This window comes from Streptococcus parasuis, from assembly GCF_021654455.1.
GTDB lineage: Bacteria > Bacillota > Bacilli > Lactobacillales > Streptococcaceae > Streptococcus > Streptococcus parasuis.
Map to the genome: position 1 here is coordinate 636,925 of NZ_AP024276.1, position 18,321 is coordinate 655,245.

Here is an 18,321-nt window from a genome sequence, read left to right on the forward strand (position 1 = left end):
GATGAAGATTGGATTTATTGGACTGGGCAATATGGGAGCGGCTCTAGCTCAAGCGGTCAGCCAGCAGGCAGACACTCAGCTCCTCCTCAGCAACCACAACCCAGTAAAAGCCCATGCTCTTCAAGAGAAGGTGGGAGGTCAGCTTTTTTCTAATGGGGAAATAGCAGAGCAGGCCGAGGTGATTTTCCTTGGGGTCAAGCCTCACCTAATTCAGTCTGTCTTATCAGGCTTACAGGACCAGATTAGCCAGAATCCATCAGCTATCTGGATTTCCATGGCAGCAGGAGTGACCCTTAACAGCCTGGAAGAATTTGTGTCTGCAGATAAACTCATTCGTATCATGCCCAATACACCTGTCGCTATCGGCCAAGGTATGACAACCTATAGCGTGGTCAATCAAGAACTCGCTCCGCTATTGGAACAAATTTTAGAAAAATCTGGCAAGGTACAGCAAGTGCCAGAGAAGTTGATAGATGCTGCGACGGCTATCGCGGGCTGTGGACCTGCCTTCGTCTATCAGATGATTGAGGCCCTGACAGATGCGGGTGTGCAGAATGGTCTTACAGCGGAGGATGCGAAAATTTTGGCTGCACAAACCTTGGCTGGAACTGCTCAAATGGTATTATCCAGCGACAAGCATCCAGCCCAGTTGAGGCAAGAAGTGACCTCGCCAGGTGGATCGACTATTGCAGGCGTAGTGGCTCTTGAAGAAGAAGGCTTCCGTTACGCCGTTATCAAGGCAGTCGCCGCCGCCCTCAAAAAGACTAGAAAATTAGGCAAAAAATAGAGAGAAAACAACAAAAAACGGGACTTTTAATCCCGTTTTGTTTTTTCCTTGATCCATTGGCTGACATTGGATATAGTTTTGCTTTGCTCCGCTTTACGTTTTTGATCTTGTACAAAATCCGCAAAACTTTGCTTGACGCCGTCCTTTTGAACCTTGTCCTGTAAATCATGCCATTTCTTTTTAAGGTTGCTGGAAGTTCGCTCGTAATAGGCTTCTAGAATCTCTTCTTTTGATTTGTAGTTCCGATAGAATGCATTTCGAGAAACCCCTGCTTTTCGTACTAACTCAGAAACCGAAATTTGCTTGAGTTCTTTTTTCTCTAGGAGAAATAGCAGAGCGGTTTCGATAGATTCCTTGGTTAGCTGATTGGCTTCTTTATTAGATTGATAGAGATTTTTTAATGATTTGGGTGAAATCTTACGCTCGGTCATATTCATCCTTTCCACTTGTGTGACGTCTGAAAGTAAATGCTTTCAGCTGGGATTGTTTAATGATATAATTGTAAGTAAATAGAGATTTATTGTCAAATAAAAAAGTAAAACTAGAAATGAGAATCCTATGTCAAAATGGAAAATTGTCGCAGATTCAGGCTGTGATTACCGTCAATTAGCAAATCTGGCGCCAAATACCGAATTTATTAGCGTACCACTTACAATTCAGGTGGGAGATGAAGCATTCGTTGACGATGCTAGCTTGGATATTGACCATATGATGCATGTGATGGAAACTTCTAAGGCTGCAGCAGGCTCAGCATGTCCGAGTCCTCAGGCATATCAGTCCGCTTTTGAAGGAGCCGATCATATTATTGTCTTGACAATTACTGGTGGCTTGTCAGGAAGCTTTAATGCAGCTCGGATAGCAAGAGATATGTATTTGGAGGAGCATCCAGAAGTTCAAATTCACCTGATTGATAGCTTGTCAGCCGGTGGTGAAATGGACCTTTTGGTGGATGAAATTAACCGGTTGATTGGAACAGGTTTGGATTTCCCACAAGTAGTAGAGGCCATCACCCATTACCAAAACCATAGTAAGCTTCTCTTCGTATTGGCTAAGGTGGATAATCTAGTTAAGAATGGTCGTCTGAGCAAACTGGTTGGAACAGTTGTTGGACTGCTAAATATTCGAATGGTTGGTGAAGCGAGTGCTGAGGGCAAACTTGAGTTGCTTCAAAAAGCGCGAGGTCATAAAAAATCTGTCAAAGCGGCTTTCGAAGAAATGAAGAAAGCAGGGTATCAAGGAGGGCGCATTGTGATGGCACACCGTAACAATGTGAAGTTTTTCCAAGACTTTTCAGAGTTAGTCCGACATAGTTTTCCTGCCGCCATCATTGATGAGGTTGCAACGTCTGGATTGTGCAGTTTTTATGCAGAAGACGGAGGATTACTGATGGGCTATGAAATTGAGGCCTCCGTCCAATAGTTTTCAATCAAATATTTATTGTCATTTGAATTTGTAGCTTTGCTACCTCGTCACTTTCGGTTTGCCCTACTCTACGAAAGTGATTTGTTTCGCATGTCTAATTTCCAACCTAGAACAGCCTTTAGGCTGTTCTAACTACCTGTACCTCAGTTCCTTTTCTGACAACTCGTTCATTCGACTATAATATGATGTAACTAAATTCCCCTTCGGTACACAAAAAAGCTGAAGGGGATTTGTTTATTCGATTTATTTGGATTGCAATCGTTGCTGAAGCATGTCCAACCTCTCTGGGAGATCCTCCCCATAGTGCAATTGGAGGAAATCATGCTTTTCGCCTTCAAAAAATTGACTCATTCTGATTTGCTGTTGAATGGCAGGCGTCACGGTCCCTTTTTCAAGTTGAAAGGTTACACTTCCTTTTGAAATACGATATGGAACGGATAGTGAATGCTGATTGAGGTATTCTTTCGTTTTATTCCACTGTACGTGATGTATTTGATGAAGGTGCTGTGTATTTCGTGAAAACATACCATTATCAATATACAGTGAAAGTGCCTTTTGCATGATGAGGTTGGTATCGTAGTCAATCAAGCTTTTGTGTTGTATAAAAGCATCGCGTAATTGGTTGGGAAGGCTAATTGCACCAATTCGTAGTGCAGGAAAGAGTGTAGGGGTGAAGGATTTGATATAAATGACACGATTGTCTGTATCAAGGTAATGCAATGGAAGACTGTGGCTGGAGTCAAAGTCTGCTAAATAATCATCTTCAATGATGTAGACGTTGTATTGGTTAGCAAGTTTTACAATGGCTGTTTTAGTGGCCAGGTCATAGGTTGAACCGAGAGGGTTATGCAAGCGAGGAATAGTATAGAAAAATTTGATATTTCCTTTTTTGAAAATGGATTCTAATTCTTCGAGGTCAATGCCATCAAGGTTGCGTTCAATGGTTTGATAAGGAATCCCTTGGTGTTGAACGAGTTCGACCATCCGTGAATAGGTAGGCTTTTCAATTAATATATCAGATTTGTCATTGGTAAAAGTCATTTGTGTTAGAATATACAAAGCTTGTTGGCTACCAGCGGTAATGACCAACTGGTCTTTTTTTGTATAGACATGGTAATCCATTAGAAGGCTCTGGACAGAGGAAATCAATTCTGCCAGTCCTTCTTGTTGGTGGTAGTAGTTAAAGAGATAGTTTTCTCTTCCAATGAGGCTTTCATGAAGACAAATGCGGAAATCTTCGTATGGTAATTCCTGAAAATCGGCTGGATTTAAATCGACCATATCTTCCTTGAAATGTTGGTCTTCCAGGATGTAGTATCCACTTTTTTCGACAGAATAGATTTTCTTTTGGTATTTGAGTTCGACCAAGGCCTTTTGTACAGTGTCTTTGCTGCACTGGTAAGTTTGACTAAGTTGCCGTACTGATGGGAGTTTTTGCCCACGTTTATAAGTATGGTTTTCAATAGCTTGGTTAATATCTGAGATAATTTGCTGGTATTTTGTCATGTCAACTGTCCCCTTACAGATGATTTACTATTAGTATATAGCATTGTTTCAAGTAAGACAAGAACAAACTGTGCAGAGTAGGCAGAGAAGCGAGGCCTGTGTTATAATGAAAGGCATGAAGATTATTTTACCAAATGCTAAAGAATTAAATACAAATATGGATCCACAAGCTTTTCAGGATTTATCTCCAGAAAGTTTGCAAGTTTTATCTGAGCTTGCAAGTAAAGATTCTCAGCAGTTAGCAGATTTTTATAAATTGCCACTGGAAAGAGCGGAGCTGGAGAAAGATCGTTGGACAAGGATAGTGCATGGTCGAGCAAAAACATATCCTGCTTGGCTCTTGTATGATGGATTGATGTATCGTTATATGCACCGAACTGACCTTTCTGACCAGGAACTGTCTTACATGAAAGATCATGTTTATATTGCAACTGGTTTTTATGGATTGATATCTCCATTCTCCCTCATTGCACCTCATCGTTTGGATTTTCAAGGGAGTTTAAAAGTGATGGGAAAATCATTGAAGCAATTTTGGCGTCCCTTTTATGATGCTTGTCTGCAAAATGAAGAAGTCATTATTTCTTTGGCATCTTCGGAATTTGAACAAGTTTTTTCTCCGGAAATTCAAAAGAGAATGATAAGGGTGCTGTTTGAGGAAGAAAAGAATGGCAAGAGGAAAATACATTCCACAATATCCAAAAAGGGGAGAGGCAGATTTTTGTCATGGATGGCAGAGACAAATTGTGTGACCTTGGAACATTTAAAGGAAGCAAGGGTCGACGGTTTTCAGTTTGATGCTATGGCTTCCACTGATAGACAACTTTGTTTTGTAAGAAAGGTTTGATCAAATAAATGAACAATTACGATTATCTAGTTGTAGGTGCTGGTTTGTTCGGTGCAGTCTTTGCTCATGAGGCAGCTAAAAAGGGTAAAAAAATCAAGGTTATCGAAAAACGAGACCACATTGCTGGTAACATCTATACAAAAGAAGTAGAAGGCATTCAGGTCCATGAATATGGAGCTCATATTTTCCACACTTCAGAGAGGGAAATTTGGGACTATGTGAATCAGTTTGCAGAGTTCAACCGCTACACAAACACACCAGTTGCCAACTACAAGGGTGAGATTTACAATCTTCCATTCAACATGAATACCTTCAATAAACTGTGGGGTGTGGTTACTCCTGCGGAGGCAGAGGCAAAGATTGCTGAGCAACGTGCTGTTTTGGGAGGAAAAACACCTGAGAACTTGGAAGAACAAGCCATCTCACTAGTTGGTACAGACATCTATGAAAAATTGATCAAGTCATACACTGAGAAACAATGGGAAAAACCATGTACGGAGTTGCCTGCTTTTATCATCCGTCGTTTGCCCGTGCGTTTGACTTACGACAATAACTATTTTAACGACACATTTCAAGGTATTCCCATTGGTGGTTACACGCAGATTGTTGAAAAAATGTTGGACCATGACAATATTGATGTGGAGACAAGTGTTGATTTCTTTGCCAATAAGGAAGACTATTTAGCTACCTATCCGAAAATTGTCTTTACAGGAATGATTGACGAGTTTTTTGATTACCAACTTGGTGAATTGGAATATCGTAGCCTTCGATTTGAGACAGAGGTCTTGGATATGGAAAACTATCAAGGGAATGCAGTTGTGAACTACACAGATAGTGAAACGCCATTTACTCGAATTATCGAACACAAACATTTTGAATTTGGTACACAACCGAAAACCATTATTACACGTGAGTATTCGAAGACATGGACACGAGGCGATGAGCCATATTATCCAGTCAACAATGATCGTAACAACAAACTCTATACTGCTTATAAACGCCTCGCAGAACAACAAGAGAATGTTATATTTGGTGGGCGTCTCGGTCATTATCGTTACTACGATATGCACCAAGTTATCGGAGCTGCCTTGCAGTGTGTGAGAAGTGAAGTAGAGTAAATATGAAAAAAAGTACCCTTATCCAATTATATTTAGCAATTGGATAAGGGTGTTTTTTTGAAAGCTATGATATATTCTATCAGCTAGTTAGTGAGAAACTAGACCGAAATCATATTCTAAGCTGATGTTTTTACAAATGAATGCTTCTGATCTTCTAATAGTGCAGTGTAAAAGTGGATTTGCGCAGCATGATAGTAAGGCAACACATAAATGCCAACTACACCGAAGGTGATAGTAGAAAGTAGGAACCATCCGATGAAATGCAGATCTAACAGAAAGCGTTTCATTTTGTATCCTTTCATTAGGTTCCGACTGTGTTTAATGGTAGAAAGAGGATTGCGGTAGTCATTCGTGGTTAGTTGATCAAATAAAACTGTCTCAACTTGCGAATAGGCGTAGATTTGAGGTAGATAAATAATCAACCCAATGATTATCAGCAAAAATCCGATGAAAAACAGCATACCTGTCACACTGAGAATGTCATAGGGAATTTGAACCTCGGTAACGCTCCCTTGTGAAAGGAGAAAACTCGATAAATAGATAATTGAGCCTAAAAAACATACTAGTCCGATGTAGAAAATAAGGCCCCAAAGAAATAACAAAATGCGCTTTAAGATGAAAGTAAAGAAAATTTTTTTAAACTGTTCATGTTGAAAAATGGCCAATGAACTGCTCACTCTGTATTCATTCGCTCCCTGTTTAATGCCTTTGAAAAGAGTCCACATTATAGATAGATATAACAGGCTCATTAAAAGTCCATAAAAGATAGGAAATAGTATGCTAGACAGTAGGTAACTGAAATGTAGATTGGATCCATCTTGTGACAAGTATACCTCAAGAATAGATTGACGAGTGGATGAGAAAAGTTGGACACTGACGGATATGAGCACTGGAATAAGTGCAATTTGAAAGATGTTGGGAGTATTTTGTAATGTTTTTCTAGCCTTGTCAGTAATTGTAGCAATAGTCAACATAGATAGGGTCTCCTTTGATAGACATTGTAACATAATTCTAGATGACAAGCTAGATTTTTTTTGATAGACTGGAAGGTGCTGTGGAAATTAATCGATTCCTTATTTCAAGTTAGTTACAGTAAGTTTTGTTCTTCTCAACTTTCAAAACGATTCGTCGGATATACATGAAAATGATACTTGTTTATTTTTCATAAGACAGAACAATCGATTAGACCATGCAAGATTAAATTCCTAGGACTGTTTTTCCTAGCGGGAGGTAAATAAAAGATGACAGATGTTCCAATCAAGTATCGCTTGATTAAGAAAGAAAAGCATACAGGTGCTCGTTTGGGTGAAATTATTACCCCACATGGGACCTTTCCAACCCCCATGTTTATGCCAGTTGGGACTCAGGCAACGGTAAAGACCATGTCGCCTGAAGAATTGAAAGAGATGGGATCAGGGATTATCCTATCCAATACCTATCATCTGTGGCTTCGTCCAGGTGACGACTTAGTGGCGCGTGCAGGTGGTTTGCACAAGTTTATGAATTGGGATCAACCAATTCTGACTGACTCAGGCGGTTTCCAAGTATACTCTCTAGCAGATAGCCGAAATATTACTGAAGAAGGTGTTACATTTAAGAACCATCTTAATGGTAGTAAAATGTTCTTGTCACCTGAAAAAGCTATTTCCATTCAGAACAATCTTGGCTCTGACATTATGATGAGCTTTGATGAGTGTCCGCAGTTCTATCAACCTTATGACTATGTAAAAAAATCGATTGAAAGAACCAGTCGTTGGGCAGAACGTGGTCTTAAGGCTCATCGTCGTCCCCATGATCAAGGCTTATTTGGTATTGTACAGGGTGCTGGTTTTGAGGATCTTCGTCGCCAATCAGCTCATGATTTGGTTAGCATGGATTTTCCAGGCTACTCTATTGGGGGATTGGCTGTTGGTGAAACACACGCTGAAATGAATGCTGTCCTGGACTTCACCACCCCTCTTTTACCGGAGAATAAACCACGCTACCTCATGGGTGTTGGAGCACCAGATAGCTTGATTGATGGTGTGATTCGTGGGGTTGATATGTTTGACTGTGTACTACCAACACGCATTGCACGTAATGGAACTTGCATGACAAGTCAAGGACGTCTTGTGGTTAAAAACGCTCAGTTCGCTGAGGACTTTACACCATTAGATCCAGAGTGCGATTGCTACACATGTAAAAACTACACACGTGCGTATCTCCGTCATTTACTTAAGGCCGACGAGACATTTGGTATTCGTTTGACCAGTTATCACAATCTATTTTTCTTGATTAACCTAATGAAAAATGTCCGTCAAGCAATCATGGATGATAACCTTTTGGAATTCCGTCAAGACTTTATGGAAAAATACGGTTACGGTAAAAACGGACGAAATTTTTAAGATAAAAAGCCTTCTTGGTTGGACTGAGACATGTTTTTAGTTACACTTTCTTAAAATTTTGTAAGACAGGCATACAAATAAATAAAGCATACGATTATGAAACTCTTCGGTAACATGATCGTATGCTTTTATTTTAATAATCGGCATCACAGCACTTTTATTTTAGATAAAAATGAACTGTTGCCAACGAGCTTTGAGGAGTGAAGAAACGATTGGTTCCCATTACCCTTCAAAATACAGTAATTCTTTTGGTGTTTTTGTAAAGACTTCAAAGCCATTTTTGGTAACGTAACCACAATCCTCGATACGAACACCAACTTTTCCAGGGATGTAAATACCAGGCTCGACAGAGAAACACATACCTTCTTCTATGACCAAATCATTGCCTTCCATAATCGATGGGAATTCATGGACACTCATGCCCAAACCATGTCCAAGACGGTGGTTGAAATACTCACCATAACCAGCTTTTTCAATCACTGATCGTGCGGCATTGTCAATTTCACTAGCGGTCACACCAGGCTTGATCATATTAACTGCAGCCATATGAGCCTCTAAAGTTAAGTTGTAAATATCCTGTTTAAACTGGTCTGGCTTACCGACAGCGACTGTGCGCGTCATATCGGAAGTATATCCCAAAGTTTCTACACCAAGGTCGAACAATAGCAGAGCGTCATTTTCGATTTTGTTTGTTGATGGAATTCCGTGAGGGTTAGCGGCATTATTTCCTGTTAAGACCATGGTATCAAAGCTCATTTTTGAAATGCCTTGTTTTTTCATTTCAAATTCAATCTGAGCAATGATATCAGTTTCTGTTACATTGAGTGAGATATTATCAAAGCCAACTTGCATTGCTTTATCTGCAAATTCACCAGCAACCAACATTTTTTCTATTTCATCACGCGACTTGATCAATTTCATAGTATTAATCAGAGGTGTAATGTCTGAAAATGGTTGGCTAAAGATAGACTGAAGACCATGGTAGCGGGTTAAATTCAAATTATCAAATTCTGCACTGATTGCTGAGAAAGATTTTTGTGGCAATTTGCTCTTGATAATCTTCCATGGGTTTTCTGAGTCCATATAGCCGGCTACAGGAAAGTCAACAGTCGCAACCGCACGTTCTACATCCAAGGCAGGAAGGAAAAGGAGTGATTCATGATCAGGCATGACAAAGAGCAACATATGGCGCTCATGTGGATCACTGAGGTAACCAGTCAGGTAATAAATGCTAATTGGATCTGAAAAGATTGCTAAATCTAATTTATTTGAATCGAGGTAATTTTGGACGTGTTGCAATTTTGACATGGCTTTTCCTTTCAAATTTGGTAATTATTTTGAAATTTTCTTTTATTATATTGACTATTGTTTCAAAAAATCAAAAAATTTGCAAGTACAAAGGAAAAAATTGCGATTTTCTCTTGAAAGTGGTTTCAAAAAATGATACACTATGATTGAGTGAAAGCGTAATTTTCATAGAAATTTGATTTAAGAAAGGAAGTATAAATAGATGATGAATACAGACGATACCGTGACGATTTATGACGTTGCGCGTGAAGCTGGTGTGTCAATGGCTACAGTCAGTCGTGTAGTCAATGGTAATAAAAATGTCAAGGAAAATACTCGTAAAAAAGTGTTAGAGGTGATTGATCGATTAGATTATCGCCCAAATGCTGTTGCGCGTGGTTTGGCAAGTAAAAAAACGACAACTGTGGGGGTTGTGATTCCAAATATTGCCAATGCCTACTTTGCAACCTTGGCTAAGGGGATTGATGACATTGCTGATATGTATAAGTATAATATCGTGTTGGCAAACAGTGATGAAAATGACGAGAAAGAAATTAATGTAGTCAATACATTGTTTTCTAAGCAAGTCGATGGTGTTATCTTCATGGGCTATCATCTGACAGATAAGATTCGTGCAGAATTTTCGCGTTCACGCACTCCGATTGTATTAGCAGGTACTGTCGATTTGGAACACCAATTGCCAAGTGTCAATATTGACTACGCAGCTGCAAGTAGTGATGCAGTAAAATTACTTGCTAAGAATAACCAAAAGATTGCCTTTGTTTCAGGTCCATTGGTTGATGACATCAATGGGAAAGTTCGTTTTTCTGGTTACAAAGAAGGACTTCAAGCGAGTGGTTTAGAGTTTAATGAAGGTCTTGTCTTTGAATCAAAATACAAATATGAAGAAGGCTATGCCTTGGCGGAACGTGTCTTGAATGCGGGAGCAACTGCAGCATATGTTGCTGAAGATGAAATTGCTGCTGGTTTGTTAAATGGTATTAGTGATCGTGGTATAAAGGTTCCTGAAGAATTTGAAATCATTACAAGTGATGATTCACAGGTAACAAAATATACTCGTCCAAATCTGACGTCCATCAATCAACCAATCTACGACATTGGTGCAATTGCCATGCGTATGTTGACAAAAATTATGCACAAGGAAGAATTGGATAATCGCGAAGTTATCTTGAATCATGGTATCAAGGAACGTAAATCTACAAAATAAGGATTCAGAAGTCGAACTAATCAGTCGACTTCTTTTTATTTTTTCAGAAAATAGGTAAGGAATTTCCCTATCTGTTCGCGGTTTCACTATTTGAAAAAGTAGTGTATAATACATATATGAGTACAAAGAAATTAGTCATAAACATGTTAAGTTCTAGCGAAAAAGTAAAGGGACAAGGGGTATCAGGGGCCTATAGAGAACTGATGCACTTATTGCGAGAACGTGGAACAACTCAGCTAGACATTCAAGAAAAACTATTTGGTAAGGCGGATGTAACCCATTACCATACCATCGATCCTATCTTTTTTTTGACGACATTTTTCAAGAAAAGAACAGGGCGACGAGTTGGTTATGTGCATTTTCTTCCTGATACTCTTGAAGGTAGCTTACAAATTCCACGTTTTCTTGCTCCTCTTGTATCTTGGTATGTGATCACCTTTTATAATCGTATGGACCAGTTAGTGGTCGTCAATCCGAGTTTCATAGATGATTTGGTGGAGTATGGAATTTCACGTGATAAAATTACTTATTTACCAAACTTTGTAAATCGTGATCAGTGGCATCCTCTTTCAACAGAAGAAGTGCAAGATGTTCGAAAACACTACGCAATTTCTCCAGAGCAATTTGTTGTATTAGGTGCAGGGCAAGTGCAGAGACGAAAAGGAATTGACGACTTTGCACAATTAGCAAGAGAATGTCCAGATGTGACCTTTGTTTGGGCAGGTGGTTTTTCATTTGGTAATATGACTGATGGACATGCAGAATACAAAAAATTAATGGAACAGCCTCCTAAAAATCTCGTTTTCACTGGGATAGTTGAAGCAGAAGAAATGCTAAAATTGTATAACATGGCTGATGTTTTCTTTTTACCTAGTTATAGCGAATTGTTCCCAATGACGATTTTAGAAGCAGCCAGTTGCGGTACAGCCATCATGTTGCGAGACATTGATTTGTACAAGGTTATTCTCGAGGGAATGTATTTGCCAGTAAAAAATATGGATGAAATGAAAACGGCTATAGAAACGTTGCAGAGTCAACCAAATCAGCTGGTTGAGTTGACAAATAAAGCGGGAGAGATTTCTAACTATTATTCTCCGGAAGCCTTACTTGAAAAGTGGCTTGCCTTTTACCAAGAGCAGGCTGATTTAGCTAAATCATAATACATAAAATGGGAGAAAGCATGCGGATTGGATTATTTACAGATACCTATTTTCCACAAGTTTCGGGTGTGGCAACTTCGATTCGAACTCTCAAAACTGAGCTTGAAAAATTAGGTCATACAGTATTTATTTTTACAACAACAGATGAGGGTGTCAATCGCTACGAGGATTGGGATATTATACGTATTCCAAGTGTTCCGTTTTTCGCATTTAAAGACCGGCGAGTAGCCTATGCTGGTTTTACAGATGCCTTAAAGATAGCTAGTCGCTATAAGTTGGACTTGGTTCACACCCAGACAGAATTTACCTTAGGTATTCTAGGTAAGATGGTTGCAAAAGAACTACAAGTTCCTGTTGTGCATACCTATCATACTCAATATGAGGATTATGTACACTATATCGCTAAGGGACGGTTGATTCGTCCTGGAATGATAAAATATTTTGCACGCTCGTTCCTGCATGATTTAGATGGTGTCATTTGCCCAAGTGAAATTGTTGAGGAACTATTGGTACGATACAATGTTCCTATTCCAAAAAGGGTCATACCAACAGGGATTGACTTGGCAAAATTTGACCGCCCTGAAATCTGTCCTTCGGACATTGAGGAATTAAGGGAACAACTGGGCATTGGACCAGATGAAACCATGTTACTCAGCCTATCTCGTATCTCACATGAAAAGAATATTCAGGCTGTTATTAAAGCAATGCCGAACATTTTGGCGGACAATCCAAAGGTAAAACTAGTTATTGTTGGTGGTGGGCCATATGAGACAGCTTTGCAGGATATGATTGTTGAATTGGGACTGACAGATTCTGTTCAGATGACGGGAATGGTTGCTCCAAGTGATACAGCTCTGTATTATAAAGCTGCCGATTTCTTTATTTCGGCTTCAACAAGTGAAACCCAAGGGTTGACCTTCTTAGAGAGCTTGGCAACGGGAACCCCCATTATCGCTCACTCGAATCCCTATTTGTCTAATGTTATCACTGATAAGATGTTTGGAACGCTATTTTTACATGAAGAGGAAATTTCAGATGCGGTTATTGAAGCAATTGTTATGACCCCTCCTATGAATCCTCATGTTTTGGAAAAAAAATTATATGAAATTTCCGCGACTAATTTCGGACGCAGAGTGTTTGAATACTATCTAGATTTGAAAATTTCATATGATTTCAGAAAACAGCATACAAATCAAGATAGTGTGGCTGAAGTATTGTTAAAAGAAGCCATTTATTTACCACGTAAAGCAGTAGTCAAATCAACAGATACCACAGCAAGGATACTAAAAAAATCTGTTGAACAGGTGAAGTCTATTCGGAATTTCTTTGATTAATTTGGAGGTTTCAAATGGAAAGATTACAAAAGGAAAGTTGCAAGAATCTGGCTATAGTTGCGCTTATTATACTTTTCATGTATGCAGGTATTTACCTGATTGCCTTTCATCTGATTAGTGACACCATGCTTTCTAAGGAGCTGGTGGTTGGGAATATATTACTCTATACACCCATTGTGTTATTCCTAACGGGTCTTCTTTATGGATTTTTTTATGGCTTTTCTCCTAGCCTTCTTGCCTTGGTATTGCTACTATATCCTGTAACCATCTTCTTCTTTAGGGAATGGATTCTACTTTATCAGATTGTCTACACCTTATGTGCTCTGATTGGAAATGGGATAGGAGCTCTGCTATTTACCCAAAGGAAGAAAATGAAGAAAAATCCTTGAAAAATCAGGAAATCCTGTTATAATAGCTGTTAGAGACTTATCAATTCTAGAAAATCTTTGAGAGAGTGTGCGGTGGGTGCAAGCACATAGAGGATAGAATTGACACTACTCGGTATGATTTTATGCAAACATAAAAGGGTGGTTCCCTTATCGCCAAACATGAGGTCTATGACACTTTTTTGTCGTAGATAAATGAAGGTGGAACCACGTTACGACGTCCTTTTGCGAGGGCGTCGTATTTTCATTTTTGACAAAATAAGGAGATGAAGTTGACCAGCATTCCACAAGAAACGATTGACCGTTGCAAAACTATTCGCAAGGCTTACAGAGAGTTGGAGGTCAAGCACCACGACAAAGAGTGGTCTATTGAAGAGGACCTCTTGGCTTTGACTAACGATATTGGCAATATGAATCGTCTCATTATGACCAAGCAGGGTCGTTACTATGACGAAACGCCCTATACCTTGGAGCAGAAACTGGCTGAAAATATCTGGTGGTTGATCGCATTGGCTTACCGCCTCGATATCGATATTCAAAAAGAAATGGAAACCTTTTTAGCTCAAAAAGAAGAGTTATTAGGGATTAAAAATAAATAATAAGGAGATAACCATGATTAACATTACTTTCCCAGATGGTGCTGTTCGTGAGTACCAAGCTGGTGTGACTACTTTTGAAATTGCAGAGAGCATCAGCAAGTCTTTGGCGAAAAAGGCTCTTGCTGGTAAGTTCAATGGTAAATTGATTGACACTACTCGTGCCATTGAAGAGGACGGCTCGCTTGAAATCGTAACGCCCGATCATGAGGATGCCTTGGATATCTTGCGTCACTCAGCTGCCCACTTGTTTGCCCAAGCGGCTCGTCGTCTTTTCCCAGACATCAAGTTGGGGGTTGGTCCAGCTATTCAGGACGGTTTCTACTATGACACGGACAATGTGGCTGGCCAGATTTCAAATGAAGACCTACCACGCATTCAGGAAGAAATGATGAAGATTGTCAAAGAAAACTTCCCTTCCGAACGCCGTGAGGTGACCAAGGAAGAAGCTCTTGAGATTTTCAAAAATGATCCATACAAGTTGGAATTGATTCACGAGCACTCTGATGATGAGGGCGGTTTGACCATTTATACTCAGGGTGAATACGTTGACCTCTGCCGTGGCCCACACGTTCCGTCAACAGGTCGTATCCAGATTTTTGAATTGCTCAATGTGGCTGGTGCATACTGGCGTGGTAAGAGCCAAAATCCGATGATGCAACGTGTTTATGGTACAGCTTGGTTTGACAAGAAAGACCTCAAAGCATACCTGCAAATGCGTGAAGAGGCCAAAGAGCGTGACCACCGTAAACTTGGTAAGGAATTGGATCTTTTCATGATTAGCCAAGAGGTTGGTCAAGGTTTGCCATTCTGGTTGCCAAATGGAGCGACTATCCGTCGTACCTTGGAGCGTTACATCACAGACAAGGAATTGGCTTCAGGCTACCAGCACGTATATACGCCACCATTGGCTTCTGTTGAACTCTATAAGACTTCAGGTCACTGGGATCATTACCATGAAGATATGTTCCCAACTATGGACATGGGTGACGGTGAGGAGTTTGTGCTTCGTCCGATGAACTGCCCGCACCACATTCAAGTTTATAAAAACCATGTGCGTTCTTACCGCGAATTGCCAGTGCGTATCGCTGAGCTTGGTATGATGCACCGCTATGAAAAATCTGGTGCTCTTACTGGTTTGCAGCGTGTACGTGAGATGACTCTTAACGACGGTCATATTTTCGTGACACCTGAGCAAATCCAAGAAGAGTTCAAAAAAGCTCTCCAGTTGATTATCGATGTGTACGCAGATTTCAACCTAAACGACTACCGTTTCCGCCTATCTTATCGTGATCCAGAGGACAAAGAGAAGTACTATGACAACGATGAGATGTGGGAAAATGCCCAGCGTATGTTGAAGGGTGCCATGGATGAAATGGGCGTGGATTACTTTGAAGCAGAGGGTGAAGCAGCCTTCTACGGTCCGAAGTTGGATATTCAGGTTAAGACTGCCCTTGGAAATGAGGAAACGTTGTCAACTATTCAGTTGGACTTCCTCTTGCCAGAACGTTTTGGTTTGACCTATATTGGTGCTGACGGTGAGGAGCACCGCCCAGTGATGATTCACCGTGGTGTTATCTCGACTATGGAACGCTTCACTGCCATCTTGATTGAAACCTACAAGGGTGCCTTCCCAACTTGGTTGGCTCCAACCCAAGTGACCATGATTCCGATCTCTGTGGAAGCTCACTTGGATTACGCTTGGAAGGTTGCAAAAGAATTGCAAGACCGTGGTGTTCGCGTACACGTGGATGAACGTAACGAGAAGATGCAGTACAAGATTCGTCAGAGTCAGACCAGCAAGATTCCATACCAGCTCATCGTCGGTGACAAGGAAATGGAAGACAATGCTGTCAACGTCCGTCGATACGGAAGCAAGGCAACGCAAACTCAGTCAGTGTCAGAATTTGTGGACCATATCTTAGCAGATATTGCCCGCAAGTCAAGACCAGCAGAAGAAGAATAAATAAAGCAAGAAGTCCGAATGGGCTTCTTTTTTGACAACAAAAAAATCCCAACCGACTGGCTGGGAGAAATCTTACTCTATACTGTTCGCCCAAGACTTCGCCACATAACGTGACAGACTTGAAATGGCAAAGTTGATAATGAAATAGATGAAAGCGACCATGAGATAGAGGGCAAAGACTTGCTCTGCCTCAAAGTAGCGTCCCATGAGGATTTGACTAGAACCGAAGAGTTCTTGCAGGGCGATAACGGAGTAGAGGAAACTAGTGTCCTTAATGACTGTTACAATCTGCGAGATGATGGCTGGCAACATCTTGCGAATGGCCTGCGGCATGATAATATATACCATGATTTGCACTGGGGTAAAGCCCTGTGACAAACCTGCTTCGGTCTGCCCAGGTCCAATGGCGTTGAGACCACCGCGGATAATCTCAGCCATGGCTGCCGTGGTAAAAATAGTAAAGGCAGTAATACCAGCAGGAGTTGATTTCATTTGGAAGACTAAGAAAACCGTGAAAATCCACAGCAAGTTTGGTACATTACGCACAAATTCAATATAAATCGTTGCAATCCACTTGAAAATTGGATTTTTTCCGTTGCGCATGATGGCGAGAATCATTCCAAAAAGAATGGAGAGGATTACCGAAATGCTTGAGATATAGAGTGTTAACTTCAATCCACTCCACAAGAGTTGGAAGGTTGAAGGCTTGAGTAATTCTAAAATATAATTCATTTTTCAACCTCCTATTAGTGTGAATAGGCAGACTTATTCTTTTCTTCAATGCGACGTCCCCAGCTTGCAACAGGGAAGCACATGATGAAGTAAAGAAAAGCAGCGCCAGCAAAGGCTGGGATGTAGTTAGCATTCATAGCGGACCAAGATTTTGTCATAAACATAATGTCTGCTCCTGAAATGATGGCAACAGTCGCAGTATTTTTGATCAAGTTTACTACTTGGTTGGTCAAAGGTGGCAGAATGGTCGGAATGGCCTGTGGTAAGATGATGATCCGCATGGTTTCAGCCTGGGTAAATCCCTGTGAAAGTGCGGCTTCTGTTTGCCCAGTTGGCACAGCTTCAATCCCTGCACGAATGACCTCTGCGATATAGGCACCATGATAGAGTCCCACGCAGATAACAGCTGTCCAGTAGATGGATGGCATGAGAACATAATTTGAAATTAGGGGAAGTCCATAATAAACAATCATAAACTGCACTAGAAGTGGGGTGTTCTGATAGTATTCAACATAGACACGTGCAATGAATTTAAGAAATTTGTTTTTGCTTGCTGAAAGACTACCAAAGACGATTCCCAAGAACATGGCCATTATGAAGGCTCCGACAGAAATCGCCAAAGTAAAAAGAAATCCTTGGAAGAAGGTTGGGAAATCATTGAAGTAACTGACCCAATTTTCCCAAGCATAGGGGCTGGTTGTTAACATATTCATAGATTTAAAAACCTTTCTATTCGTCAGTTTCTGTGACTGGTTTGAGGCCATTGGCATCATAGATGGCGTGAAGACTACCATCAGCTGTCCATTCTTCAATTAAGCTATTTAAGTAGTCGTTAAGTTCTGTATTAGATAATTTAGTAGCGATACCGTAGTTTGAAGCGGAGAAACTATAGTCCATCAGTTGAGACTTGGAACTTACGTAGCCGGACAAAATGGATTGGTCAACTGAAAAAGCATCAATGCGATGTGCTCGTAAGGAAACAGATAACTCTGGATATGAACCTAACTCTGTGTAGCTAACATCAAGTCCGTATTTATCAGCAAGTTCAGAAATAAGTGTACGGGTATTGGAGCCTTGAGCAACGCCGATGTTTTTACCATCTAAATCCTCTATATCGTTTATGCCACTATCCTTATTTACTAAGAAACCAACTGCATCTGTGTAGTAAGGAGTAGTGAAATTATAGAGGAGTTTCCGTTCATCAGTAATAGTAAATGTAGCAATTACCATATCTACTTGACCATTATCGAGAAGTGGTCCACGTGTTTGGGCAGTAACCGGAGTGAATTCAATATCTACACCTAATTCGTCTGCGATTTTGCGAGCAATGTCAATCTCCATTCCTTCAAATTCACCAGAATCTGGGTTCTTGTAGCCAAAGTTTGGAACATCCTGTTTGACACCAACTCGGAGAACACCTCTCTCGATTATTGCCTGAACTTGGTCACTGTTCGATAATTCTGTAGGGGTATCTGTTTGCGCAATGGGCTGTTTAACTACGAATAGGAGTATGGCTACTAGGACTAGTAGTGGAAATGTCAGAAAGAGAGTACGATTCTTCTTTTTCATAG

At 40.4% G+C, this 18,321-nt stretch carries 17 protein-coding genes and 1 pseudogene; 11 read left to right on the forward strand and 7 right to left on the reverse strand.

The features are described from left to right. Nucleotide 1 precedes the first annotated feature (1 nt). Nucleotides 2-787: a pyrroline-5-carboxylate reductase gene (proC, locus tag L6410_RS03205; protein ID WP_172089408.1), complete on the forward strand. Its 786-nt coding sequence runs from the start codon at nucleotides 2-4 to the stop codon at nucleotides 785-787. A 173-nt stretch (nucleotides 788-960) separates the two neighbouring features. Here proC and L6410_RS11075 read toward each other — a convergent pair. After that, nucleotides 961-1,218: pseudogene (locus L6410_RS11075) on the reverse strand (TetR/AcrR family transcriptional regulator); the annotation flags it as partial. A gap of 127 nt (nucleotides 1,219-1,345) precedes the next feature. Here L6410_RS11075 and L6410_RS03215 point away from each other — a divergent pair. Next, nucleotides 1,346-2,206, forward strand: coding sequence for a DegV family protein (locus L6410_RS03215; RefSeq protein WP_172089407.1), 861 nt, complete (start codon nucleotides 1,346-1,348; stop codon nucleotides 2,204-2,206). A gap of 246 nt (nucleotides 2,207-2,452) precedes the next feature. Here the strand turns inward: L6410_RS03215 and L6410_RS03220 are convergent, their stop codons facing one another. Further along, nucleotides 2,453-3,715 (reverse strand): aminotransferase-like domain-containing protein, encoded by a 1,263-nt coding sequence (locus L6410_RS03220; protein ID WP_172089406.1) that lies wholly within the window; start codon nucleotides 3,713-3,715, stop codon nucleotides 2,453-2,455. Between the two features lie 115 nt (nucleotides 3,716-3,830). Here L6410_RS03220 and yaaA point away from each other — a divergent pair, with 115 nt between their 5' ends. Beyond that, entirely contained in the window at nucleotides 3,831-4,559 is a 729-nt protein-coding gene (yaaA, locus tag L6410_RS03225) for a peroxide stress protein YaaA (RefSeq protein ID WP_237395990.1), read from the forward strand. An 8-nt stretch (nucleotides 4,560-4,567) separates the two neighbouring features. Beyond that, on the forward strand, nucleotides 4,568-5,677 hold the full coding sequence (gene glf, locus L6410_RS03230) for a UDP-galactopyranose mutase (protein WP_237396000.1): 1,110 nt from the start codon (nucleotides 4,568-4,570) through the stop codon (nucleotides 5,675-5,677). Between the two features lie 116 nt (nucleotides 5,678-5,793). On the opposite strand, the gene L6410_RS03235 is transcribed toward glf, so the two are convergent. Then, a complete protein-coding gene (locus L6410_RS03235) occupies nucleotides 5,794-6,684 on the reverse strand; it encodes a DUF975 family protein (RefSeq protein ID WP_336512757.1) in 891 nt (296 codons plus the stop codon). Between the two features lie 234 nt (nucleotides 6,685-6,918). On the opposite strand from L6410_RS03235, the gene tgt reads away from it, so the two are divergent. Further along, complete coding sequence (gene tgt / locus L6410_RS03240) at nucleotides 6,919-8,061, forward strand: tRNA guanosine(34) transglycosylase Tgt (RefSeq protein WP_172075792.1); 1,143 nt, start codon at nucleotides 6,919-6,921, stop codon at nucleotides 8,059-8,061. A gap of 222 nt (nucleotides 8,062-8,283) precedes the next feature. On the opposite strand, the gene L6410_RS03245 is transcribed toward tgt, so the two are convergent. Further along, nucleotides 8,284-9,369, reverse strand: coding sequence for a M24 family metallopeptidase (locus tag L6410_RS03245; RefSeq protein WP_237396003.1), 1,086 nt, complete (start codon nucleotides 9,367-9,369; stop codon nucleotides 8,284-8,286). A gap of 205 nt (nucleotides 9,370-9,574) precedes the next feature. Between L6410_RS03245 and ccpA the strand changes: the two genes are divergently transcribed. From ccpA to thrS, 6 genes are all read left to right on the forward strand, one after another. Continuing rightward, complete coding sequence (gene ccpA / locus L6410_RS03250; RefSeq protein WP_237396673.1) at nucleotides 9,575-10,576, forward strand: catabolite control protein A; 1,002 nt, start codon at nucleotides 9,575-9,577, stop codon at nucleotides 10,574-10,576. Nucleotides 10,577-10,692: 116 nt separating this feature from the next. Continuing rightward, nucleotides 10,693-11,736: a glycosyltransferase family 4 protein gene (locus tag L6410_RS03255; RefSeq protein WP_024396667.1), complete on the forward strand. Its 1,044-nt coding sequence runs from the start codon at nucleotides 10,693-10,695 to the stop codon at nucleotides 11,734-11,736. A 20-nt stretch (nucleotides 11,737-11,756) separates the two neighbouring features. Next, nucleotides 11,757-13,070 (forward strand): glycosyltransferase family 4 protein, encoded by a 1,314-nt coding sequence (locus L6410_RS03260; RefSeq protein WP_024391251.1) that lies wholly within the window; start codon nucleotides 11,757-11,759, stop codon nucleotides 13,068-13,070. A gap of 14 nt (nucleotides 13,071-13,084) precedes the next feature. Beyond that, nucleotides 13,085-13,459, forward strand: coding sequence for a hypothetical protein (locus L6410_RS03265; RefSeq protein WP_237396005.1), 375 nt, complete (start codon nucleotides 13,085-13,087; stop codon nucleotides 13,457-13,459). A gap of 269 nt (nucleotides 13,460-13,728) precedes the next feature. Then, nucleotides 13,729-14,055, forward strand: coding sequence for a nucleoside triphosphate pyrophosphohydrolase family protein (locus L6410_RS03270; RefSeq protein ID WP_419580009.1), 327 nt, complete (start codon nucleotides 13,729-13,731; stop codon nucleotides 14,053-14,055). A gap of 13 nt (nucleotides 14,056-14,068) precedes the next feature. Next, nucleotides 14,069-16,018 (forward strand): threonine--tRNA ligase, encoded by a 1,950-nt coding sequence (gene thrS / locus L6410_RS03275; protein WP_237396007.1) that lies wholly within the window; start codon nucleotides 14,069-14,071, stop codon nucleotides 16,016-16,018. Between the two features lie 72 nt (nucleotides 16,019-16,090). Here thrS and L6410_RS03280 read toward each other — a convergent pair whose 3' ends face one another. From L6410_RS03280 to L6410_RS03290, 3 genes are read right to left on the reverse strand one after another with little or no spacing between them, the layout of a single operon-like run. Beyond that, the gene (locus L6410_RS03280) at nucleotides 16,091-16,750 is read right to left on the reverse strand and encodes an amino acid ABC transporter permease (protein WP_160864594.1); all 660 of its coding nucleotides are present in this window, start codon (nucleotides 16,748-16,750) and stop codon (nucleotides 16,091-16,093) included. A 14-nt stretch (nucleotides 16,751-16,764) separates the two neighbouring features. Continuing rightward, complete coding sequence (locus tag L6410_RS03285) at nucleotides 16,765-17,463, reverse strand: amino acid ABC transporter permease (RefSeq protein ID WP_160864593.1); 699 nt, start codon at nucleotides 17,461-17,463, stop codon at nucleotides 16,765-16,767. Between the two features lie 16 nt (nucleotides 17,464-17,479). Further along, a complete protein-coding gene (locus L6410_RS03290; RefSeq protein ID WP_237396009.1) occupies nucleotides 17,480-18,319 on the reverse strand; it encodes a transporter substrate-binding domain-containing protein in 840 nt (279 codons plus the stop codon). Nucleotides 18,320-18,321 lie beyond the last annotated feature (2 nt).